Source organism: Leptolyngbya sp. UWPOB_LEPTO1 (assembly GCF_017302695.1).
Classification (GTDB): Bacteria; Cyanobacteriota; Cyanobacteriia; order Leptolyngbyales; family Leptolyngbyaceae; genus Leptolyngbya; species Leptolyngbya boryana.
Genome location: NZ_JAFLCJ010000002.1, coordinates 106,258 through 131,819 on the forward strand (window position 1 = coordinate 106,258; position 25,562 = coordinate 131,819).

At 48.1% G+C, this 25,562-nt stretch carries 13 protein-coding genes; 5 read left to right on the plus strand and 8 right to left on the minus strand.

Translation table 11 applies throughout. The features are described from left to right. Positions 1-90: 90 nt before the first annotated feature. The 6 genes from J0L70_RS03390 to J0L70_RS03415 form a co-directional block, all read right to left on the minus strand. Positions 91-3,921: a hypothetical protein gene (locus J0L70_RS03390; RefSeq protein ID WP_287453115.1), complete on the minus strand. Its 3,831-nt coding sequence runs from the start codon at positions 3,919-3,921 to the stop codon at positions 91-93. A 29-nt stretch (positions 3,922-3,950) separates the two neighbouring features. Further along, complete coding sequence (locus J0L70_RS03395) at positions 3,951-7,421, minus strand: TonB-dependent receptor (RefSeq protein ID WP_287453116.1); 3,471 nt, start codon at positions 7,419-7,421, stop codon at positions 3,951-3,953. Further along, positions 7,418-8,920 (minus strand): DUF11 domain-containing protein, encoded by a 1,503-nt coding sequence (locus tag J0L70_RS03400; protein ID WP_026148599.1) that lies wholly within the window; start codon positions 8,918-8,920, stop codon positions 7,418-7,420. The genes J0L70_RS03395 and J0L70_RS03400 overlap by 4 nt, the downstream gene beginning before the upstream one ends. A 143-nt stretch (positions 8,921-9,063) precedes the next feature. Then, complete coding sequence (locus J0L70_RS03405) at positions 9,064-9,627, minus strand: DUF11 domain-containing protein (RefSeq protein ID WP_017287910.1); 564 nt, start codon at positions 9,625-9,627, stop codon at positions 9,064-9,066. A gap of 104 nt (positions 9,628-9,731) precedes the next feature. After that, complete coding sequence (locus tag J0L70_RS03410) at positions 9,732-12,215, minus strand: DUF7925 domain-containing protein (protein ID WP_287453117.1); 2,484 nt, start codon at positions 12,213-12,215, stop codon at positions 9,732-9,734. Positions 12,216-12,602: 387 nt separating this feature from the next. Beyond that, entirely contained in the window at positions 12,603-14,942 is a 2,340-nt protein-coding gene (locus J0L70_RS03415; protein ID WP_287453118.1) for a response regulator, read from the minus strand. Between the two features lie 431 nt (positions 14,943-15,373). Between J0L70_RS03415 and J0L70_RS03420 the strand changes: the two genes are divergently transcribed. Both J0L70_RS03420 and mutS read left to right on the plus strand, forming a co-directional pair. Beyond that, positions 15,374-15,934, plus strand: a complete 561-nt coding sequence (locus tag J0L70_RS03420; protein WP_287453119.1) for a hypothetical protein — start codon at positions 15,374-15,376, stop codon at positions 15,932-15,934. A 374-nt stretch (positions 15,935-16,308) separates the two neighbouring features. Next, positions 16,309-18,981, plus strand: coding sequence for a DNA mismatch repair protein MutS (gene mutS, locus J0L70_RS03425; protein WP_287453121.1), 2,673 nt, complete (start codon positions 16,309-16,311; stop codon positions 18,979-18,981). A gap of 110 nt (positions 18,982-19,091) precedes the next feature. Here the strand turns inward: mutS and J0L70_RS03430 are convergent, their stop codons facing one another. Further along, positions 19,092-21,257 (minus strand): sensor domain-containing protein, encoded by a 2,166-nt coding sequence (locus J0L70_RS03430; RefSeq protein ID WP_017287905.1) that lies wholly within the window; start codon positions 21,255-21,257, stop codon positions 19,092-19,094. 192 nt (positions 21,258-21,449) lie between these two features. Beyond that, positions 21,450-22,289 carry an alpha/beta fold hydrolase gene (locus tag J0L70_RS03435; RefSeq protein WP_287453122.1) on the minus strand — a complete coding sequence of 280 codons (840 nt, stop codon included), beginning with the start codon at positions 22,287-22,289 and terminating at the stop codon, positions 21,450-21,452. Between J0L70_RS03435 and J0L70_RS03440 the strand changes: the two genes are divergently transcribed. The 3 genes from J0L70_RS03440 to J0L70_RS03450 all read left to right on the plus strand — a co-directional run bounded on the left by J0L70_RS03440 (position 22,281) and on the right by J0L70_RS03450 (position 25,552). Continuing rightward, on the plus strand, positions 22,281-23,189 hold the full coding sequence (locus J0L70_RS03440) for an RluA family pseudouridine synthase (protein ID WP_287453123.1): 909 nt from the start codon (positions 22,281-22,283) through the stop codon (positions 23,187-23,189). The genes J0L70_RS03435 and J0L70_RS03440 overlap by 9 nt on opposite strands. A gap of 35 nt (positions 23,190-23,224) precedes the next feature. Further along, positions 23,225-23,545, plus strand: coding sequence for a hypothetical protein (locus J0L70_RS03445; protein ID WP_287453124.1), 321 nt, complete (start codon positions 23,225-23,227; stop codon positions 23,543-23,545). A gap of 114 nt (positions 23,546-23,659) precedes the next feature. Further along, complete coding sequence (locus J0L70_RS03450) at positions 23,660-25,552, plus strand: S9 family peptidase (protein ID WP_287453125.1); 1,893 nt, start codon at positions 23,660-23,662, stop codon at positions 25,550-25,552. The last annotated feature ends 10 nt before the right edge of the window (positions 25,553-25,562 follow it).

The window sequence follows — 25,562 nt, forward strand, 5'->3', positions numbered from 1 at the left end:
ATTTAATTTGTCCAGCACATTCGAGTGGAGAAGGGGGAGAACTCAGATGCAGCTTATCCCCTATCTTCCCGTCAAATGTGCTGGATTCGCCTACTTCACCCTTGCTCGAAAGCGAACAAACCCGTAAGAATCAGCAGGGACACCTGGAGCCGTTGCGCTGTTCAAATTGCCTAAATTGACAACCACTGCACCATTAGTATTGGCTCCATTACAATTAATTCCGCTGAATTCAGGAACCAAGCTAGGTTCAACTCCGGGTGGAAAATAGCGAGCACGATCGCCATCGGCAACACCTGTTAGTGCTAGGCTATTGCCTCCAACATTCACCACAATGCCGCGATTTGCTGTACTGATTCCATTTGGATCAGCAGGCACGCCTGTGTTAAATGCAGTCGGATTAAATGTGACATTCGTGGGAACGCGATCGCAGAAGAGAACGTTTTGAGCTTCTCCGTCTCCTGCGGATAAGAAGTAGATCGTATACTCAAGCTCATCACCGGGTTTGGTAAATCCGCCGTTTGTCCCTCCTACTAGGAAAGTGCTCAGATTTGGCCATTTATCCGTATCTTTGGGTGGATCGGTGGGATTTGGCTGAGTGGGAATCGTAATCGTATTATCGTCGTAGGGATTACTCGCCTCATCTTTATACAAGCTCAGATTGTCTCCGCCTTGAGTGCTAGTCTGACTATTAATCGCTGTAATGCGTTTTACAACAGATACATTAGGTGAAGCACAGACCTGAATTGTCGCAGCCTCTACTCTTAGGAAAAACCCTGTCAAAGGTGATCCTGAATCTGTGATGATTTCGATGATATTGACTCCTGGCTGCCAACCTTGGGTCATATTGACAGTTCGCGTCGCACGATAATCTTCTGTTTGCGGATCTTGTGCTGGCAAAGGCGATAGATTTTCAACACCATTGACTCTAACGCTTACAAATTGGTTGTCAACTGAAACTCCGATCGGTAAAGAGACGCTAATTGCGTTTGCATTTGCAGGCAAAGTAACACTCGCTGTGTACTTGAGACGGATCGTGTCTGACGTGCCTGTATACGATCCGGGGGTCGCAATCTCACCGACAATCCCATCGAGATCTGCGTTTTGATGATTACCATTGCTATTGTTCGACAGGCGGAACGGATAACTAATCCATCGAGCATTCGATGGCTCATTGATCCATGCGCCTAGGGCTAAATTTCCAACAACAACCGCAGGCATGGGTCCAACTGGACGAGCAGGCGCATAGGGAATTGCTCCCAGACTTGCATTGAGCCACTCGACTGACCAGTTCAGATCAAAGTTTCCAGGAGAAAGTTGACCACCCGTAGAACTGATTCCAGTTGTTAAAGCTCCTGTGTAATCAGGATTACAAGTGGTAGGAGCAGGATCGGGAGCAATTACATAGCCTTGACGAATTCCAAAGTTTTGGTTGGTCAGAGCGCTAGTCGTTGTTGTGATCGCAATGTCTCCCAGAGTAGAGATGACGGCATCGATCGTGCCATTAACATTTTCACCCGTGTAATACCAATTACTGGGTAGACTCACATTAGGCACAGTTGCACCGATCGCCGCACTACTATCATTAGAGAGTCGCAGCGTCAACGAGCTATTGCTTGGAACATTTGCCAGCGTGTAGGTGCCATTTGCCGCAACGATCGCTTTATCGACAACCTGACTTGACGGATTAATAGCATAGACGGTTAAGCTTGGCGAACCTGCATTGGTACCAACATCAGTGCCCAAGTCACTGTCAAGCACGACATTGGCGGAATAATCATGAAACACCGTACCCGACACTGAAGTCGGAACTGCAGCGATCACAACATCCTCAGCCGTGTTAGTGACAGCATCATAGTTTGAACCGGGAACAGACTGTCCGGCTAAAACACCATTTTCATAGGTTGTATTTGCTCCGGGAAGGGCAGAGGTAGCAGGCGCAATGAGCCGATTGGGATTGGCCGTGGTTCGAGTCGGATCAAGGTAACGAACTTGGGCTGAATTTTGATACGTTCCAGGCGGAGTTCCGGCAGCAATATTGACGGTAAAGGTAAGCGTAACATTGCCACCTGCCGGAATTAGAAAGTCGCCAAAGATAGGGGTCGTTGCCGTACCAGAATTCGTGGGAGAAGCAGACCCCAAGGCTCCGCCTGCAAATGTTGCCGTGGCACCTGAGGCATAGGAGAATCCAGCGGGTAGGGGATCAACAATCTGCACCCCTGCCGCACCACCAGGACCCGTATTGGAAACAGTGATTGTATAGGTTGCTGTACTCGGTGCAAACCGTTGTCCGGCTCCTCCTGGATTAGCTTCGGATTTTGTGACATTGAGCGTGGGGAAACAACTCGCACCGGGTTCGATCGGAGGCAAAGAGGTTGGTGCAAAGGTGCTGCTGACACCCACAGTACCTGCCGTTGCACCATGAGGAATTCCGGCTCCATTATTTGCCCGACCGTTCGCTCCTCCTGCCAAATTCGCTCCACTTACGGTTCCACCAGGGCTGTAGGAGACAACGACACCGCCGCCGCCGCCGCCGCCAGGTCCATGTTCATTGCCATTGTCATTGAGGGTATTGCCGCCATTCCCCCCTCTTGCTTCAACCGTCAACCCTGACAAATTGCCATTTAGCGCTTGTAGGGCAATCGTTCCGCCTGCACCGCCCCCTCCTGCACCATCAGGGTTGTTGTTAAATTGGTTGATTTCACCATCACTTCCATTCGAGCGAATCGTTCCAGATCCCACAAATCGACCGGCTCGGATCAAGACAATACCACCGCCTTGTCCACCTCGTACCCCATTGGGTTGGTCATTGGCATCACCGCCGCCACCACCACCACCCATAATCAGGCGATCGATGGTCGCAGGATTAGATACTGGAAAACCACCAATCCCCTGACCACCCGGCAGCCCTGTGGACCCTCCTGCACCCTGCCAGCCAATTCCACCCGTACCCCCACGACCGCCGTTTCCTCCTCCGGCCCCCCCAGAGTTGTGATCGTTCCCACCGCCACCGCCGTTACTTGGTGCGCCACGTCCTGCATCACCGCCGGGTAATTGGTCGCTCCCTAGGTTAACCGCAGTGATTCCATCCCACATATAGCGAGGAGTTCCAGCAATCCCTTCACCCTTACCGCCACCAACCGTTGAACCTGCTGAAGCAACATAGGTGGTCACGTTTTGACCCGAAGCACCAGAGGGGGTGTATCCCCCTCTAAATCCTTTGTTAGTGCCATCAATGGTGAAGCTATTGAAATTCATGTCACCTGCAACATCAAAAACCAAAACCCCCCCAACAGTTCCATTCCAATCAGGAACAGTGATATTGCTAGCTAGGGTTAGGCTGGCATATTGTTGCACCCGGATGACTTGGAAGGTTCTGCGTCCACGCGTGGATGTAGGGTTGGCATTAACGTAGGTGTTGACTAAGCCCCCTCCAGCTCCACCGCCTCGAATTTGTAGGGTGCCGCCGCTTAAGGGCACGGAATTCTGGGCGTAGACAAATTCATACTGACCCGAAGCGCCTAAGGCCGTTTGTCCACTTCCCCCACCAGCAATGTTTCCTGAACCATAGGCAAGCGAATTCGTAAAGTCGATCGTGGCATCTTGCATCTGGATCACCATCAGCAAATCGCCCGGCGCGATCGGCGTATTTGCTCCACTGGTGTAATAATTAGAGACCGACAGCGATGTACTTCCAGCAGTTGCTGAAGAGTCAGGTGCGCCAGGAAAGTAGGTGTTGACGATCGTACTCTGGTTCACGACTCCATCTTTCCCAGGAATCGCACAAACTCCCGCTGCTAGTGCAGGCTCAACAGGAATCAGCAAAGGATGGTAACTGGCTAAAAAGGTCAACGTCAGCGCAACCATAAACCAGCAAAATGTCTGGTAGAGCTTGGAGAAGGAGGTGGGGCGATTGAACTTCATGACTTTTGGGAAAGGGGTAGACAGAGTAATTAGTTAGCCTGCTGTGAGAGAGTTTGTTGGGGACTCGGCACTTTTTGGAGTCCAAAACCGTTGAAAAGCTCATTCACTTTCATGGTTAAGCCAAGATAGATTCCTCCAGCAGAACGCGATCCGGTCAAGTCGCGATCGTGGGCACGCCCGAAGCTATAGCCTGCGGCAAGCCGAAGATTTGGATTGAGGTAGTAGCCCGCTTCGATTGCTAAGCCAGTTTCACTAAATCCAGCAGTTTGATGAATCCAACGAGCCTCACCTGTTATATCCCATTGCTCTGCAAAACGGTAAGTTGCTCGAAGCTGAGTTAACGTTGCAGTGCTTGTTCCTGCCAAATCACTTGCTAAATAAGAGCGACTATTCCGCAGAGCAAATTTACCATAAAATTCCCATCGCCAATCCGGGGCATAGATTGCTTCGAGTCCAAATAGATGATCCTTTGTGCCTGTGCCAGTGCTGAATAAAATACTGTCAGGAATCGTCGCAGGATTTTTGCGGTATTCGTACCTTAGTAGGGCATTGAATCGATCGTCGCGTGGATTGCGATAAGCTAAACCAAATTTCAAGTTCGCTGTGTCTGGCAACCCAACCAAGGTCTGATTCGCGCTATTCGCTTGCTGATATCGCAGCAACGCGGTTAGCTCAGGACTAATTTTCCCGGCTGCTGCGGCTGAAATCACCGTATTTCGGCTCTGTGAAGACGAGCGATGCTCATAGCGAGCGCTCGCTTTAAAGTCTGGACTACCCGTGTATTCAAGCCCAACGCTATAACTATCACCACTTTCAAGTCCAAGCGCCGAAGCACCTTGTCCAAACGCAAAAGGCTGAGCAAATCGAGAACCAGCAGCACTTCGACCAAGAAAATCGCCGAAGATGCGATCGTAAGCTAAGTCAAGCCGTAACCCAGGAGAAATCACGATGCCTTGGTTAATTCCAATTGCGCCCTGCATCGTTAAATCGTTCGCACCGCCCCAGAGCGTATAGCGCCCTCTCAACGTCGTGTCTCGCGCCAATTTATAGTCGCCAATCACATTTAAGCTAGTGATCGATTGTCCTTCAAATTGCCCACGAGTGAAAAATTGTTGGGCTAACTGAACATTGATACCAGAAACAACTTGCCAGTTTAGACCCAGTAACGTGCGATCGCTATAAATCGCATCTGTTTCTTGAGAAAGCGTCGTCTCATTCTGAGCAATAAACGTCAAGTCGCGAGTCAGCGGGACATTGAGGCGCGATCGCAATTGATCCGAGTTACTATCCAAACCAGAATTCAGCCGATCTTCGCGATCGCGATGAATCCAATCGACGGTTAAATCCGCTGTGCCAATTTTCTGCTGAATCCCTGCCAAAATCGTCGTGAGCGAATTGTCAACCTGTGTCCCTGGGAGTGGCTCTGTTCGAGGACTAAAGAGATCTTCGAGTGTGGTTAACGGACGCGGTGCAATGCCGCGATTATCCTCATGGTCATATTGAAATCGTAAATTTGTCGTTTTACCAACTTGTGCTGTCAGTTGAGTCCCATAGCGAGTTTGACCTGGAACAAAACTAACCGTTGCATTGTTTGCAAAGCCTGTATCAGCTTGACGATAGTAGGCACGCGCATCAATGCCTTGCGAAAGTTTGCTTTCTAGCTCAAACCGATAAGCAGACCCGCTGACTAATCCCAGCACATCAGAGAGATTTGTCGATCGAGCATATTCTGCTAAAGCATGACTATTCTGACCGAGGGAAACAAACGCATCGGCTCCATACAACTCAAAGTCTCTCGTGCCTTGATCTTCTCGAAGATAAGTCGCACCGAGCCAACTTTCACGATTTAAGCCACGGGCGAAATGATATCGCACTCGACCCGCAAACATCCGAGAATCTGAGCCAGGCGTATCGTATTGATAGGTCGAAACAATACGACGAACCAGCGTTTCTCCAACCTCTCCAACATCAGTTCGAGTGATCGGCTCACGAAATAAAATCGTGCCTCGATCGTAATCAATTTCATAATCTTTTCCACGGCTCAGTTGCTGACGTTTGAGCACGGTTCCGGGTCGATTAAGTTCTTCGAGTTCCAGAAAAATCGACTCGCTCCCTTCAACGAGCAACCGACGAGAGAGAAAGTAAAATCCGCTTGTGCCATCAGGAACAAGCGTATCGCGTTGAAATCCCTGAATATTGTTCGCAAACAGTCCTGTGATTTGGAGATTGCCGAAATTGTAGTTCGTCTTAAAGCCGTGAAGCTGGCGATTTGTCGCACTGAATTCTTGCGATCGCGTCGCAAATTCTTCAGTGGTGTAATCACCCCACATGGCATAGTCTGTTCCGGCTCCAGCAACAGGTGAGGTGCGTTCTAGCTTCAGGAAAAGACTATCGATCGAAGGCGTGAGAATCGTTGATTCAGAGCTATCTCCATAAACACTATAGTTCTGATCACAGGATTGGTCATTGGGTCGAAACAAACTATTCGTGCCATCACACGTCTCATTCAAAGGACGAGCACTGTTGTATGCACCTGTGAGCAACCAATCTCCGATTCGCCCCGTCGCAAAAACGGCTGCACCGAAATCGAGTTGATAGTTGTTATCCCGATTCACAGGCAGAAAATCACGGAAGCTTCTGTAAAAATCCGTGCCTTGTCTACCGAATCGTAAATCAATCACCCCCGTCGCGATCGAAGGGCGCAGGCTCGTCTCAAATTGCAGTTGAGTAAAGTCTTCCAGCTTTCCAACAGCTGCACGAATGGTCACTGTCCTTGCTTCTAATCCCGATCTCAATCGCGCCGTAAATTGTCCTCGCTCTGCTTTGACTTGAAAGCCAGGCTGATCCGCTGCTGCATCTGTATCTAGGAATTCGCCTGCGGTCGTTGAAAGCGTGATTAATGCGTCTCGATTCGATCGATTGCCTTGTCCATCCAGAAGCTCGCCTCGAATCGTTGCAGTCGATCGTCCATCCGCAGGGATTTTGGCTTCTGTGGCTTGTACAGAGAGTTTCTCAGCTTCCCCGCGTACTTGTACTGTAACTTGAACTGATTTGGTAGCACCTACAATTTGTGCTGAGAGAGTGTTGCTGCCTTGTTGTAGCGAAACACCATAGTAGGTTCGGAGTACCTGACCTAATTTTTGATCTGTTTCGGTTCGTCCAATCAGTTGATCAGGGACAAGTACACCATTAACTCGCAGTTCTACCTGCTTACCTTCTGGAGCTTGAACAACAACAGTTGCAGCAGGTACATCTAGAACTCCATCGATCGCAGGTGAAAGAATCTTGACTTCATCAGTTGTGCTTTGCACAGAGAATTCCGGGTTGGGTTGCCGTTCAGGCTTTACCTCAACTGCGGTTGAACTCGGTTTTGCTGCATCAACTGATTCAAGAGATGTCGGGGTTGATTGCTGTTTAGAATTCGCCTCCTGAGCTTGTACTGGAGCGAGCAAAACTCCCGCCAAGAAGAGAGAGACATACAAGAAAAACTGCGACTTCATGACTTGCCCTCTTTACGCGAGACTGGAACGACACCAAAATTCATTCGTACCAGTCCGCCCGGAGCAAGACGAACTAGCCGAGATTGACTCCGGCGCTCTCTAAACGTGGGAGTTGGTGCAAGGGTATAAGACGGAATACTACTGAGATCCAAAACGCCAGATCGGCTTCCAGGCAAAACATTCGCGACCGAAAACAATCCATCTTTATCCGTCGTAATTCGATTTCCGTCATCAAGGAAAATTACAGCATTAGGAATTCCAGGTTCATCCTTCTGCTGTTCTCCGTCTTGGTTCTTATCCTCAAACACTCGCCCAATGATGGTTCCACAATCGGAAGTAATCCCCGGACGAATGCGGAGTTGATGAGTTGCCGGGCCATCTTTCACAGCAAACCCGTTATCCACTCGTTGCCCATTGACGATCGCGCTATTGCGTCCCGATCCTCGAATTGCATCAGGCGTAAGCTGTGTTGCATAAGCAATGTTCATGACACTGCCCCGTGGAATCGTCGCAGTCGAGCGGAAAATCACCGTCGAACCTTGTGTTTCAGTCGTGACAGGCACAATCTGCCCGCCGACTTCTGCCTGCACTGAATTCGCTAAGAACTTGAACCCAGTTGGCAAAGTATCGGTCGCTTGAATTTGAGTTAAGCCTGCATCTGATTGGTTCCGAATCGACAATCGATAGATCACAGAGTCCCCCGGCTCTGCGGTTGCGCGATCGCCACTCTTGACTAATTGCATTTGCTCAGACTGACAAAGCAAAGAGTTAAACTGCAACGATAAAAGGTCTAATCCAACTTGCTCAGCATCTGGAACAAACACGACTGTACTTGTAATATTCGTTCCGCCAGTCGTACTGATCGGTTGATCATCAAGCGACGTTGCCAGATAGCGGACGATGCTGTTATTGACCGTTCCAGTAGGTGTGAGAATTTCAATCTTGATGCGGCGTTGTCGATAGATTGAATTCGCAGGCGGATTGATCACAAGGATGTAAGTTTTTCCTGGATCTGTTTGACCACGATTTGGGTCAAACAGGAAGTTATATCGACCGCCCTCGCCATTCGTGAGAAAGAAAGGATTAATGTTACTCAGATTGGGTGCCAGTCCTGGACGGATTCCATTCCCCGGAATGTCGGGACTCTCAGTAGGAGTCAGATCAACTAACCGACCCAGCTCTGTCCCTGTCGGATCGCTTGGATCTGGCTCATATAGAGCGACCGAGAATCCGCGATAGTCTGGCAGCAATTCACCATTACACCCAAGCACCCGTCCTAATGGATCAACAAGTCCACTAGCAACCGTTCCCAAGGAATTAGAAATGAGACTATAGGGGCGCTGCGACCTCCGATCGACATAACGTAACTCGGCTTGATTGCTTAAGAGAGGACGACTTTGGGAAAACGTAGCAGGGGCTGTGACTCCACTAGCAACGATCGCTAACAGCACACTCTGCCAAGTTCGATATATTTTTTCTCTCATCTGAGGACGATTCACGAGGCTCCTCTTAGTCCCTAACTCTTGGGGGAATAAAGCTATAACAGTTGAAAAAATTGAATGTATGAAAAAAAGAGGGAAAAGAAACCGATAGAAGCGCTCTATTTCTAAGCTCGCTCTTTCCCTCTAGTCCAAACTTCGCTCTAGCGGACTTCGACTTGGTAAGCAGCCATCAGGGCAGCTTGAGGATTCAAATCTTTAGCCAGGTTCCAGCGCACATGGGTATAAGCTTCAGCAGGTGCAGGACGTTCGACCGTCTTGCCGTCTGCTAGGGTCACCGTCACCGTCGGTGCTTCCACAAAAGTTTTGCCGTTATCAATGCTGTAAGTGATCTGTCCTGCACTGTTTGTTGTGGCTGAGTTCAACACAAATTTTGTGCCTTTCGGAATCGGTTGGGTCAATTCAATGCCTTGAGCAGGCAGATCTCCCGCATTTTTCCCGGTCAAGCTGTACCGCAGAACATTCCCGGGTTCAACCAGAGCTTTGCCTTGCAGAGCATTCCACTTCACTTGTTTTTGCCCTTGCTCATTGACCATGACGGTTTGCTTCTCAACTGCAAGGTTGAGTTTGACTTCTGGGCGTTGTAGGCGCTCTGCGATCGCGGCTCCTGCCTGTTGCAGGCTTGCCATCACAGGCGTACCGTTGAGGAATGGCAATGTTGCAGCAATGAGAGCTACTGCACCTAAACTAATAGACCAACGTTTCATAAAGGTTCTCCGGTAAAAAATGAATGCAGATGATGGGATGAACAATCAGACCTTTTGCAAGGAGCAGCGTTAGAAAATCACTCCTTGCAAAAAGGCTACTGAGCTTAGTTCACGCGACGGCGGAACGTGAAGGTTCGAGATTGCTGAGGTGCAACAATGCCAGTTACCGTATTCACATATCGCGTCACATCAGTAGTTGCCGTCGTTCCCGTCTGATCAACAGCCCCAGTCGTTGCTGGATTGCCGCTAAAGAAATTAACCGTCGAAGCACCAGAATCCGCTGCACTTCCTACAATGTTGCTCGTGTCAATGATGCCATTGCCATCATTGTCTCTTGCCCAGTTGTTCGTGTTGTTTGCACCGGATACGCCATTTTCATCAATCACCACTTGCTCAGCTTCCAGGATGATGTTGCCTGTGCCGGATTGCGGTTCTGAAATGTTGGTGTAGGTAATCCGATACTCAATGATGTTGCCTGGAGCAGGCGTTTTTTGGGTAGTGCTGAACGTGGAATCCGCAGCTGTCGGTGCTGGACCTGTACCCGGCAGAATGCGGCTCTCTTTGACCGTTCTGAGGTAGCCTGTATAGACTCGATCGATGGTCAAATTCGTCGCCTCAATCGTCGCAATGTTACTATCTGTATCAATTCCTGCCTGAATTGGAACCGGGAAACCTCGATTGATATCGGTTGACAGCGGCGTGTTCAGCGGAAGATTGACCTCAACCCCATAGTTCACCTGCTGACCCGGTTGAACATTGTTGATTTGAATCGGGTTTCCACCTGTGTTGCTCGATACGATCGTGTAGTTCCCTGCACCGTCATACTGATAAGTCACAGAACTGCTACCAGCCGTAATCGTCACCGTAGAATTTGCAGGAAGATGATCCAGAGTCGCTGGAGGTTGTGGAGTCAGCACAATATTGCCAGGACTCGTTCCACTGTTCAGCACCGTGTTTGTAAAGGCAACAGGAGCAGGGTCAAGCGTTGCATTAGTTCCAGCAACGAGGTTCGGTGGAACAGGAGACGAAGCATTCGTAAAGTCGTCATTGTCTGTACCAGAAGGACCCGTTGCGGTGGGTGCGCCATCGGGACCATTGCTCACAGCAGCCGGGACAGGCGTGTTTAGGGTGAAAACACTGGCTTCACCACCCCCTTCAGTTGGGGTGCTGTCTTGACCCGAATTATTGTTGCCGGAATCGATACCTGTTTCAGGGCTAGCTGGAGTATTGACGAAACCATCGTCAATGTCTGTATCAGGCAAAGCATCAGGCACACCATCGCCGTTTGAATCTGTTCCAGGAGGAGTTCCATCGTCGCTGTAGTTACTTGGATTCTGGTCACCAGATTCGTCGTAAACTGGTACACCAGGTTGTCCAACCGTTTGGCTTGGAGTCGAACCGAACAATTGGCCAATGTTTGCAACTGTAATAGACGCAGGAGTTCCTGCTACGGCTACGGTGATTTGGAATCCGGTGACTGTCGTTCCAGGCGCAATCGTGCCCGTTCTGACAAAACCAACCCGGGTTGGATTCGCGATCGGAGTTGTGCTCCACGTCGCTTGGTTTGCATCGATTGAAATCGCAGAGCTAGTGTAAACTGTTTGCCAACCCAGTGGAGCAACAGCACTGACAAACGTTGTGCCTAGAGGAATCGCATCCGAGACTAAGATATTTGAGCCAGCTACACCATTGACTGTCGTTCCAGCCAAAGGCGCAGGCGTAATTCCAAGTCCGGTTGGATCAGTATTTTCAACTCGCAAGCTCAATCCATAGGAGATTTGATCATCACCGGGACCCGGCGCTCCAGTGGGGGTATAGCCTGTCCGAGTCTTCAGCAATGTTGCTAACGCATAGGTTCTTGCCGTTTGATTGACCGTTGCTTGTGCTGTACTGCTCGCTTCTCGAACGCCGTTGACAGGTGCGCCTGTCACTTCTCCGCCTGGCGTTCCGTCTGGATTATCGACGGTATAAACGTCGCCTCCATTCGGGCTTCGGGCTTGGTTTTGGGCATCTCCAGGAGTATCCCCTAAGGTGACAGAAACCACATCATTCGCCTGTGCCCCAGCTGCGATCGTCACAGGCACACGCACTAGAATTGAACCGCCCGGCACAATCCCGTTCGCTAAGCTTGGGATTGTGTTGGTGAGCAATTCACTTCCTGGAAACGCAGTCCAAGTCGCTCCCCCATCAATGCTGTACTCTAGGGTTCCAGGTGTACCTGGTCCAGTCACTCTTGCCAGGTTTGGAATCCGGAAACTCGTTGGATCGTTACCAACGTTGGTCAAGCTGTAGGTGTAGTAAAGGGTGTCTCCAACCTCAACCTGTCCGCCGTCAACATCTGTAACCCCTGAGGCGGTCACCGTAATCCCCGCGACTTCTGCAACTTGCACTGAGACAGTGTTTGAGGTTGCATTGATGGTCGTTCCCGGATCTCTGGGAGAACGGTAGGTAACATTGGCGGTGTTACTAATTGAAGTACCGGCTTGAGTTCCTTCTGCAAATCCAGGTGCAAGAGGGAATCCAGTGGTGAGTAAAAGTGTAGCAGCAAGCAGTTGGCTCGCTCGCCTGGGGGTGCGTCGTGGTTGCATGATTGACCAATTAAATGAATGACAAGCTCTGAACCTATGCCAAACCGCTCCGCATTATCTGTTACGGGCAATCTAGATACATAGGCAATTTCATACGCAATAACCTGTAGAACCCATTGAATGCTCGCCTTTTAAATTCACGGGCATAAAATGAGTCTCTAATTAGGTGGATGCTAATTTTGGTAGATCTATCCAGTTAGCATCCAGCTCAAATAGGAGTTTATGCAAAAAGTTGTGACAAAGTTGTGACAAAAATCATAATTGTAAGAAAAGATACTCAGTAAGATTCTCGATTTTCAGTTGAGTTTCAAAGAATTTTCCGTGAAAGTGCGAGATTAAGCAGTTGCGATCGACAAAATTGTGTCTTCTCTGGCTTGAGTTTCTAGCTTAATGAATTGACTCCAAGGCTTTGCGTAAACTCTGCATCAGCATAGGCATTGCACAAGGCACAGTCACATAATCAAAACAGCCTAACTCTCTCGCCATTTCTGCTTCTTCGGGTTGGGTCGCCAGTAAAATAACGGGAGTCGTTTGCAGAAACTTCTGCTTTTTCAAACGCTGTAGAAGGGTTATCCCGTTTAGTTTCGGTAAATTTGCTTCAAGCAGCAGCACTTGTTTTTTTGCACCTTCAGCTTGTAATTCTTCTAATCCCGATCGACCTTCTTGGAACCAGCGGCTCTGGTAGCCACGCATCAAGAGCGCGCGCATCATATCTTCAGCAAATGGGGAGGATCGATGCAGCACAATGACATCCATATCTGTTCTGTCAGGCTGCCAACCCGCAGGCAGAATGCGATCGATCGGTTCAGCTTTTGTTTGATCGAGTGTGGCGATCGCGGCTTGATACAGTGAGAGTAGATCGACTCCATCCTTGGGATACTGGGCAACTGATGCCCTAAATGTACTCGGGATCGAACCCATGGGAGATCGTAATTCTGTCTGATGGAGGGACTCTAATACCTGTGCTAACCAATCTACCACTTCACCCTGCGTCAGGTTGTAGGTTCCAATGACAAATTCTGCTCCACTCCAACGGGCAATCACATCTTCGGTACGGAATGATTTTCTAAGAGAGGTCGCGATTTGCTGTAAAACTTGATTGCCATAGCGATATCCATACTGCTGATTCAGGTGTTGCAAGTCATCCAGTCTTAGAACAGCAAAGCAGAGCACCTGTTGGTTCTGATGAGCAAGATGCAATAGCTGTTTGAGCATTCCTCGCGCTCGCTGCTGCGTCGGTAGATTGGTGAGTGGATCAAAATCAGCCTGATAGCGAATATGCTGCATTCGAGTTAATCGTTTGGATACTCGCTCAATTAACTCAGATGCAATAATAGGTTTACTAATATAATCATCTGCCCCGACTGTAAAAATTTCTCGAATGATATCGAGATGATGCAGACCCGTTAGAAACAAAACGGGTAACCAAGACCACCGCATGTCCTCACGAACTGCCTGACATAGGCGCAGTCCATCCATATGCGGTAATTTGAAATCGAGAATGAGCAAATCGGGCGCAAACAACTCAAGTTCTTCCCAAAGTCTTAAAGGATTCGTGATGGCATTGACTTGAATGCCATTGTTCTCCAAGATGCCTTTGATTAAACGAACCATCATCGGGTCGTCATCGATAATCATGACACGCTGCGTCAGAGGTCGCGTTGGTTCTAAACAGCCCAGACTCGCTTCGAGAAGTTGGGTCGGTGTAATCGGGTAGTACAAGTTCCCTCGGATTTGAGCAGACAAGTTCTGTTCAGACTCTGCCTTCAGTCTTTTCAGGAGTAAGACGGGCATGTCATGAATCATCGATTCTGGCAGAACCAGATCGCAGTCCAGAACAATGAGATCAAAGGGTTGATGTCGAAGTCGTATCTGGGCGATCGCGCTTGTCGGAGCACCCGTCACTTGAATGGAATACAGATCTGCTTCTTGAATAATTTGATCGAGCAAGTGCTGATCGGATAAGACGACTAAGACTTGGGGCTGCTGTTGTACTCGATAAGGCTTGAGCGTTGCAGAAACTTCACTTTTGACAGATAAAGATCGAATCGGTTCTCGTAACTCAGGATTGAGGCGATATCCCTGTCCATACACCGTTTCAATCAGCTCCTCTGCGTAGATCGCTTTCAATTTCTGTCGTAATCGCTTAATCAACGCCCGAACGGCTTCTTCCTTGCGCGGGTCTTCATCCAGCGACCAGAGATGATCGACTAGATCGCTTTGACTATATACTCGACCCTCTAGCAATCGCTCTAGCAGCGCGAATTCTTTAGAGGTTAAATCTAGCCGAGTCTGATCATAAAGGACTTCGCGAGTATGACAATCAAGCTGCAATTTTCCCCAGCGTAGAATCGTTGAAATTGCGGCTGTTTTACGTCGAAACAACGCCCGGATTCGAGCTTCTAGCTCTGCCAGAGCAATCGGCTTCACAATATAGTCATCAGCACCACTATCTAAGCCTAGTACTCGATCTGCGATCGCACTTTTGGAAGTAATCATCATCACCAAGGTTGAATGACCTCGATTTCGCAAGCGCTTGCAAAATTGGATGCCATCGATTTTAGGAAGCATCACAGCCAGCAAAATCAAATCGTATTCGATCGCTTCGACGAGTTCCCAACCTGCTTGACCATCGATCGCAATATCAACCGTGTAAAGTTGCTTGGTTAACGCCGCTTTGATCGCTGTAGAAACTTGCTCATCATTTTCTACTAGCAAAACTCGCATAGGCTTGCATCACACAATTCGCTAAACCGTTTTAGCACCGCCTTTTTTTTTGTCACGGTTTTTTATTCAGACTTTCGGTGATTGAACGGTTGAGATCAGTTTCAGCCTCAGATCAATCAGCGAACTTAACCGAGCGCAACTACCCCAAAGTTTTGCGCAATCTCTTCCGTGTTCTAACGGAATTTTCCAAGAGTTTGATAAAGATTACAAAAACCTGGGGACTCTCTTAAATGTAAAAAGTGTTGTTCTGCTGACGAGTTTTGCGAGCTATGTTCTCGCTCACTCACCCTTGCTCATCATGAAAAATCTGCATCAGTTCCTAGCCGCAAGTTCTCTACTCAGAAGTAGTCTAACCGACCTTCAGCCTGTGATCGACGCTGCTAGAACATTCCTCTTCCGTTGTCAGATTCACTAACCCCTAGGAGAGAACAATGACACGTCGCTATGTGGTATTTGGCTTGGGAATTGCAGCTGCGATCGCCATGATCCCAGTCGATGGAACCCCTGCTGCGGCTCGTTTTTTTGAGCAGGGCAGATCTGTCGCACAATCCATCCATCAAACGGAAGTTGAATTGAAGCTGATTGCTAAGCAAAAGCACGTGCAGAAAGATGCACGAGGCAAAGAGCAAGTCATTTGGAACGAGCTTAAACAAGATACGATGGTGAAAAAAGGTACGGTGCTGCGATTTCAGGTTATCGGCAAAAATACAAGCGATCGTCCGGCTGAAAAATTAGTCGTGACTCAACCGATTCCGAAAGGAACAATCTATAGCCTCAACTCCGCAGTCAAAGGGGATGCAGAATTAACCTACAGCATTGATGGCGGCAAAACATTTTCTGAAAATCCAATGATTTTGATCACTTTGCCAGATGGTAGAACGGGAATGCAGCCTGCGCCTGCTGATACTTACAGCCATCTCCGCTGGGTGTTTGATCGAGCGATCGCACCTCAATCTGCAGTAGAAATGAGTTACGAAGTGAGTGTGCGGTAGTAATACCCAATCTTTTTGATCGCGATACTTAATGTCCTGGCGATTAGAAATCGCAACTCAGCAGACAAAACCCGCCGGCACGGGTTAAACAAATGGCTGTGAGTCCGCGCCGGTGGACTTCGTTTGTGTAGCCGCGAATTCCATTCGCAAGGCATTTGTCGCAAACATTTTTCAATTTGGTATGAGGCAGCGGTCTGGCAAGCTCGATAGCCTGGTTCTAGCGCATGGCATCCTACCTTAGTCTCGAGAAATTTTAGCCTGCGGTAAATCCTAGGGAAAGTTTACGATCGCATAATCTTTCCCCACTTTGAATCGTAAACCCGCATAATAAATTGAAGCAGGCTAAAATTTAGTAAAAGAGTACTAATTCTTTCATGACTGTTCCCTCGACTCAGCCCGATCCGACTCATGGAGTTCCCGATCGCTTAATCAAACATTCAGTGCGATATGCAGATCATCGTGCTGTCCAGCGGGGGCATCTCACTCCCATGATGCGACATTACGCGGATCTCAAAGATCAATATCCCCATGCAATTGTTCTGTATCGAGTCGGGGACTTTTATGAAACGTTTTTCCAAGATGCACTGATTGTCTCACGAGAACTAGAAATTGTTCTGACTTCCAAAGACGGAGGCAAAGAAGTTGGGCGCGTCCCTTTATCAGGAATTCCGCATCACGCGCTCGATCGCTATTCTGCAACATTAGTCGAAAGAGGATATGCGATCGCAGTGTGCGATCAAGTTGAAGATCCAGCCGAAGCACAAGGATTAGTTCGGCGAGAAATCACACGCGTGATTACGCCAGGAACTATTCTTGAAGAAGGAATGTTGAATGCGAAGCGAAATAATTTTTTAGCTGCAATTGTGATTGCTGGAAATCATTGGGGATTGTCCTATGCGGATATTTCAACGGGAGAATTTTTAACGACGCAAGCCACCGGACTCGAGCAGCTCTGTAGCGAATTAATGCGATTGCAGCCTGCGGAAGTTCTGATCCCAACCAATGCACCTGATTTAGGCGGGTTACTTCGACCCGGAGAGCGCTCTCCCCATGTTCCAGAAAGCTTGCCAACCCAGTTTTGCTATACCTTGCGATCGCAAGCTCCCTTTAATCAACATGAAGCTCGACATCGATTGCTCGAACGTTTCAAAGTGCGATCGCTCGAAGGTCTAGGCTGTGAACATCTCCCCTTAGCAGTTCGCGCCGCAGGAGGATTGCTTGAGTATCTCGAAACTACTTCAGAGCGCAGTGTGATTGATACAACCAAATCAAAAACACCCGAACTCACTCAAGTCCCACTTCAACCGATTTGTACTTACACCATCAGTGAATATCTCACCATTGATCCCCAGACTCGGCGCAATCTAGAAATTACGCAAACTGTTCGAGACGGTGTATTTCATGGCTCATTGTTGTGGGCGCTCGATCGCTCTGAAACGTCGATGGGAAGCCGTGCTTTGAGACGATGGCTCTTGCAACCTTTGCTGAACATTGACGACATTGAAGCCAGACACGACACGATTCAAGAACTCGTCCGCAATGGCATCCTTCGCGAAGACCTCAAAGCCATGCTCAATCAGATTTATGACTTGGAGCGCTTAGCAGGTCGAGCTGGATCGGGAACTGCCAACCCGCGCGATTTAGTCAATTTAGCTGAGTCGTTGAGTAAACTACCCGAACTTGCGAGGCTTGTCGCTCAGGCAAAATCTCCCTATCTCAAAGCATTGCAGCATGTTCCACCGATTCTGGAACAGCTTGGCAAACATCTTCAGGCGCATTTAGTCGATCGTCCACCGCTAGGTCTGAAAGAAGGCGGTTTGATTCGTGAAAATGTGGTGTCTCAGTTGGATGAAATGCGCCAGCAAGCTGTAGACGACGAGAAATGGTTAGCCGAACTCGAAAAAAAAGAACGCGATCGCACTGGCATTCAAACGCTAAAAGTTGGCTATAACAAAGCCTTTGGCTACTTCATTAGTATCTCTCGCGCCAAAGCCGATCAATGTCCCGAAGGCTATGAACGCAAGCAGACCTTAACGAATGAAGAACGCTTTGTGACTCCAGAACTAAAAGTTCGAGAAGGTCGGGTGATGAACGCTCGGCGAGAAATCGGGGAGCTAGAGTATGAAATTTTTGCGGGACTGCGATCGCAAGTAGGAGAACAAGCCGAAGTCATTCGCAAAGTGGCTCATGCAGTCGCAGCAGCAGATGCTTTAGCAGGACTGGCAGAGCTAGCCGTTTATCAAAATTTTTGTCGTCCTCAAATGTCAGTAGGACGAGAAATTGCGATCGTGGAAGGTCGTCATCCGGTTGTTGAACAATCGATTCCCTCAGGATTCTTTGTACCAAACTCCGCAGAACTGGGTTCTCCTGCACCCGATCTGATTGTTCTGACTGGTCCGAATGCAAGTGGTAAAAGCTGCTACCTGCGCCAGATTGGTTTAATTCAACTCATGGCACAGATTGGGAGCTTTGTTCCGGCTGAATCCGCCCAACTTGGCATTTGCGATCGCATTTTCACGCGGGTCGGTGCAGTCGATGATCTGGCAACTGGACAATCAACATTCATGGTTGAAATGAATGAAACGGCGAATATTCTGAACCATGCAACAGAGCGATCGCTCGTGCTACTTGATGAGATTGGACGAGGAACTGCGACGTTTGATGGATTGTCGATCGCTTGGGCAGTCGCCGAACATCTCGCAACTGAGATTCGAGCTAGAACGATTTTCGCAACGCACTATCACGAACTGAATGAACTCGCTTCGATCTTGTCAAATGTTGCAAACTATCAGGTTACGGTGCGAGAAATGCCCGAGCAAATTATTTTCCTGCATAAAGTTCAACCTGGAGGAGCCGATCGCTCTTACGGCATTGAAGCTGGACGACTCGCAGGACTGCCGAGTTCAGTCATCGATCGCGCACGACAAGTCATGACCCAAATCGAGAAACATAGCAAAATCGCGATCGGACTGCGTAAAGGCAAAGCCAAGCCATCAGAGCGAGCGAAAGAACCAGCCCAACAACTTGACATTTTTACTGAACTTTAAGGCAGCCAGGAATTTCTCAAGCCTGATGCAGACAATTGAGCGATCCCACTTCATCAACTGAAAACAAGCTCGTTCTGTCTTCACGTTATCCGCTAAAGGCGAAATCCAGATCAAGTCTGAATCAAATGTAAGAACGGATGGGGCTGAGGAATTAACTTGGCAGCCTCAAGTCGAGGCAATGGCTTCGAGAATAAAAACCCTTGCCCATACTCACATTTCAGCGCTTTCAACTGCGCTAACTGCTTCGTCGTTTCTACCCCTTCTGCGACTACATCCATCCCCAAATTCCAAGCCAGTGTAATAATGGTGCGAACGAGTTCTAGCTTTTCACCATCGACATCGACCCGGCTCACAAAAGAGCGATCGATTTTCAGTACATCCATCGGAAATCGATACAAATAGCCCAACGAAGAATATCCTGTGCCAAAATCATCTACCGAAAGCTGAATGCCCATCGCTTTAAGCTGTAGCAACATATCCATCGCAGATTCAGTATTCTCCATGATCGCGCTCTCAGTAATTTCGAGCTTTAGGCAGTGAGCATCAATCCCAGTTTCTACCAGAATCTGGCGAATTTGATTAATCAAACTTGGCTGCGAAAACTGCCGACTCGAAAGATTGACGCTCACTGTCAAGGGCGGTTCTGATGAAAATTCATCTTGCCACTGCTTTAATTGCCGACAGGCTTCACGCAGTACCCATTGCCCTAATGGAATAATTAAGCCAGTTTCTTCTGCGATCGGCACGAATTTTGCAGGTGAGATAATGCCTTGCTCTGGATGTTGCCAGCGCACTAACGCCTCAAATCCCATAATCCGCCCCGTCGCTAAAGCAACAATCGGCTGATAGTACAATTCAAAATCTTGGCGTTCAACCGCTCGACGCAAATCATTTTCAAGCTGCATCAACGCCACAACATGCGTATGCATATCGTGATCGAAGACTTCATGACAAGCTTTTCCTTGCGCTTTAGCACGATACATGGCGATATCTGCACCGCGGAGCAAATCTTCTGGGCGATCAAAATCAGTTGAAGAGAGCGTAATGCCAATACTGGCTGAAGTAAACACTTCATGACCGCTGAGATTAAATGGGGTAGAGAGAGCTTTCTGAACTCGCTCTGCAACTTTCGTTGCGTCCGCATCACTCTTAATGTTTTCCAGCAAAATCGTGAATTCATCTCCACCCAGTCGGGCAACCGTGTCATGCTTATTCAGACAAGATTCAAGTCGTCGGGCGATCGCAATTAACAGTTGATCCCCAATCATGTGCCCCAAACTATCGTTGATCACTTTGAAGCGATCGAGGTCTAAGAACAAGAGCGCAAATCGATAGTTCGGATCTTCATGGGCACGCTCAACAGTCTGACTCAACCGTTCCATGAAGAGAAGCCGATTCGGCAGACCAGTCAGAGAGTCGTGAAACGCATTCCGACGCAGTTGTTCTTCCACAATCTTGCGTTCTGTTACTTCCCGCATGACCGAAACAAAATGAGTCACTTGCCCCTGCTCGTTGCGAATCGGAACCATGTTGACATCGACCCAAAAATGAGACTCGTCTTTGCGATAGAGAATCACTTCGGCTCGAACGGGTTCATGAGCATTGAGCGTATCTCGAATGCGATCAACTTCGCTGATCGAAGTCTTTTCACCTAGCAAAAGCAAAGCAGACTTCCCAATCGCTTCACCAGAAGAGTAGCCTGTTGCTCGGGAAAAGGCATCATTGACATAAACAATTCTCAAACCCAGGGGATCGTCGATCGCTTCTTCCGTCTGCGAGATCATGACGATCTCATTTGCGTTGACCACGACCGATTCAAGCAGTCGGAGATATTCCTCAAGCCATTTGCGTTCTGTGATATCTTTGACCGTGATTAACGTTCCGCTGGCTTCTCCCACGGCGTTACAGAGTAACGTGGAGTTGACTTCCGCCCAGAACTTTCTGCCATCTTTGCGGCGAAGCTGTCCTTCCTTCCAGCCATAAAACGGCTGAGATTGATCGGCGGAGCCTTGAAATTCTAACCATCCTTCGATTTCATGAAAAAATTGATGGGCGGGTCGCCCCACCATTTCGGCAACAGAACAGCCGACTAATTTCGCCAAACGCGAGTTGACATACAGCACTTCATCCTGCAAATCTGTGATCACAACGCCATCATTGAGATTTTCGACCACAGTCTGCAAGAGCCAGTCGGCTTCTCTGAGCATTGCAGGACGATTTGGCTCTACTGCTGTGCTTGGAGTGCGAGATGTCTCCAGGTCGATCGACTTTGCCATGCCTGCTTACCTTTGGAAATTGACGCTCATTAAGAAGTTCACGTTGAAGGCGATAAAGCTTAACTGCAAATGGATAATTTTATCCACGCTTAATCTATAGAAGTTGATCGCTAAGTTTTGCTTAATAAAAGCAGCACAAATCCAACTGAAATTGATAGATTCAGTCTGCCCACGATCAGAGATGAGTGAACGTTAAGGGTAGAGTGAGCGCCACTGAGAAATGAGTGAGGCAAGTTCGGGAAAATGATTTTGTGGCAGACTGTGATCGGCATCCTTCAGGATAGAGAGCTTGGCGTTTGGAATTTCACGAGCATACGTTTCGCTATGCCAAAGTGGAATCGTTTCATCTTGATCGCCTGTGATCACTAAAGTCGGTGTGGTGATTTGGTGAATTTCTTTTTCCACCGTATCGATCGCATCTTCGGGTCTTAAGCGATCGACTAAAAAGGATCGGGCGGCAGGTTGGGCATTTAATTCTTGCCGCATCCAAGCAATTTGAGCAATTGTTTTTTCTTGTCCAATCTGAACTGCGATCGGTTTAATCAAGGCTAATGCCCAATCAATCACAGGAGTTTGCCAGAGGAGAGGACGCAGATGATCATATCGTCCACAGAAACTATCATCGCGAATTCCAGCGGGAGCCGCGAGAATTAGACCTTTCACCGATTCAGGATATTGCAACGTATAGGCAGCCGAAACCCATCCGCCAAAAGAATGTCCGAGTAAATAAAAAGAGTTTAGTTCTAATGCTTGAACGACTTGGCGTAAGAATGTGACTTCTTTGGCGATGTCATAGCGAATGATAGGACGGGCAGAAGCTCCGAAGCCGAACAAATCAATGCCAATACAGCGAAAATTTGGTTTGAGCAACTCAATCAGCGGCAACCAATTGGCTGCGCTACCCATAAACCCATGTAGCATGACAATGGGAGTGCCTTCACCCACATCGAGATAAGCAGCAGGCAGCAAGGTTGATCCGTCTGGTAATCCGTCAAAATCGAGTTGAATTTGGAGAATCTTTTTTTGAGTCATTTCAATCAGGGTTGGGTGTACACAGATCGAATCGATCGGCAAGGAAGGACGTTACTAGATTATTATGCTGAGCGTTATCCGCATTCTTCTCGACAAGATTGGCTCGATCGCATTCAGTCTGGCGCAATTTCGATCAATGATATTCCAGTCAGCGATCCCGAAATGCCATTGCAGCCTGGTCAACTGCTGTCGTATCAGCGCTCGCCTTGGATCGAGCCAGATGTTTCATTCGAGATTCAATCGCTGTACGAGGATGAGCACTTGCTTGTTTTATCCAAACCGTCTGGATTGCCTGTCTTACCAGGCGCAGGCTTTCTGGAAAATACATTATGGGGATGGCTACGCCGCGAGTATGCGACTCCTCCAGTTCCAATTCACCGATTAGGCAGAGGAACTTCGGGAGTGATTGTTTTAGCAAAAACAGAGCTAGCACGATCGCAGTTATCGAAGGATTTGCGCGATCGTACGTTTGAAAAACGATATCGGGCGCTCGTTACTGGAATTCCTGATGCAGATCAGTTCACTGTCACTCACCGAATTGGCAAGGTTGCTTATCCACAGCTCGGGGAGTTGTATGTCGCGACAGAAACAGGGAAAGCAGCCATCAGCCATTGCCAGGTGCTAGAGCGCGATCGCATTCCGAATGCCACGTTGCTAGAAGTTACAATTCCCACCGGAAGACCGCATCAGATTCGGATTCACTTAGCGGCAGCAGGATATCCACTTTGGGGTGATCCGCTTTATGGGGTTGGGGGAGTTGCGGTGAATCAAAACTCAGTGCCTGGAGATTGTGGTTATTTACTTCATGCTTATACCGTCGGTTTGATTCATCCCATTCAAAAAGAAAAAATACTGATTCGAGCAGAGCCTCCGCCTTTGCTGAGTCCTTCCTATAATTGAAGCTTAGGATGCGAATTGCATTCAAAGAGGTCATTATGCTTAAATCTGCGTTCCTGATCCTTCCCTTGCTGCTAATCGGTTCCGCTGCTCAAGCTCAATCGATTCCCAATCAATCCATTCCAACGCTATCCGTGCGCGATCGCCAACGCCTCAGCCGCGATCTGACTCCCTCAACCTCACAAGAGTTCTTCAATCTTGGGCACAACCAACTAGAGCGCGAAATTCGACTTTTAGAACGGCGATTTACAGCTCAGCAAGAAAGCCCGTTAAGGATTGATCCGAAACTACGCGATCAGGAATTTCAAAGCGATTCGATTCGCAATAGAGTGATACCGAAAATGCAACACCTTAGATAGTTGCAGGTTGCAAAAGAGCGAATCACGATCGAAGATCTCTCGTATCATGAGGAAATGCGATTTCTTACACGTTTTTTTGCCGCAGTTCTCGCGGTTCTTCTCATCTCTGGATCTATGACAGTAGCGCAGACAACCAACATTATGCCGGGCGATAACCTCGTCGCCGAAGGCATTCCCCCTATCCCTGAATCGTTGGCACAAACCGTCGATCGCTATACTCAGTTCCGTTCCGCAGGATTTGTGAGTTGGCATCCTGAACGTCGCGAAGCCTTGATTGTGACGCGATTCGGAGACGCGCCTCAAATCCACCGCGTTGCTTTTCCACTGGGAAGTCGGCAGCAGATGACTTTCTTTACTGAACCTGTGTTTCGGGCAAGTTATCAGCCGACGAAAGGGGATTACTTTGTGTTTAGTAAAGATACAGGCGGCAATGAGTTTAGCCAGAACTATCGCTATGATTTTGCAACAGGCGATATTACGTTACTCACAGATGGCAAGTCGAAGAATAGCGGCGGGGTTTGGTCGAATCAAGGCGATCGCATGATTTATACTTCGACGCGGCGAACTGGCAAGGATACTGATTTTTATAGTATTAATCCAGCCGATCCAAAGAGCGATCGCTTACTGGCTGAAGTTGAAGGCGGCGGTTGGGGTGGATTAAATTGGTCACCCGATGATAAACAGCTTTTAGTCATCGAATACGTCTCGATCAATGAAAGCTATCTTTGGTTATTTGATACGACTTCGGGTGAGAAAAAGCTACTCACGCCAAAAGGTGAAAAAGATAAGGTTTCTTATCAAGGCGGTGTGTTTAGTAAAGATGGCAAAGGATTGTATGTGATTACCGATCGAGAATCGGAATTTCAACGCCTGACCTATATCGATTTAGCAACCTTCAAGCATACCTACCTCAGCACTCAAATTCCTTGGGATGTTGAAGATTTTGATTTGCCTCACGATGGCAAACAGCTTGCGTTTGTGACCAATGAAGATGGCATTAGCGTGCTGCATTTGCTAGATACGGCGACAAATCAAGAGAAAGCCTTGCCAAAGTTGCCGATCGGACAAGTGAGCGGAATTATCTGGCATCGCAATAATCAAGATCTAGGATTTACTTTAGTTTCTTCGCGCTCAACAGCAGATGTATATTCGCTGAATACAGTGACGAACAAAATCGATCGCTGGACAGAGAGTGAAACAGGTGGATTAAATACTGCGAATTTCTCAGAAGCAGAATTGGTTCGCTGGAAGAGTTTTGACGATCGTACAATTTCTGGGTTTCTCTATCGTCCGCCTGCAAAATTCACAGGCAAACGTCCTGTCATTATCAATATTCATGGAGGTCCAGAAGGGCAATCCAGACCTAGCTTTTTAGGACGCATCAACTATTACTTAAATGAATTAGGTGTTGCCGTAATTTTCCCAAATGTGCGGGGATCAACTGGATATGGCAAAACATTTTTGAAGCTAGATAATGGCTATCTACGCGAAGATTCTGTGAAAGATATTGGCGCATTGCTAGACTGGATTGCGACTCAACCGGGGTTAGACAAGGATCGAGTTTTAGTCACAGGCGGCAGTTATGGCGGATATATGTCATTGGCGGTGGCGACGAATTATAGCGATCGTATTCGTGCTGCAATTAATATTGTCGGAATCTCGAATTTTGTCAGTTTCTTAGAGCGGACGGAAGGCTATCGTCGGGATTTACGCCGAGTTGAATATGGAGATGAACGCGATCCAAAAATGAGAGAATTTCTGCTCAAGATTTCTCCATTAAATAATGCGGAAAGAATCAAGAAACCTCTCTTTGTTATTCATGGTAAAAACGATCCAAGAGTTCCATTAAATGAAGCAGAACAGATCGTAAAAACTGTGAGAAAGAACAATGTTCCGGTTTGGTATCTGATGGCAACCGATGAAGGTCATGGATTCTCAAAGAAGAGAAATATTGATTTTCAGTTCTATTCCACCATCATGTTTATCAAAGAGACCTTGTTAAAGTAAAACTTGCAAG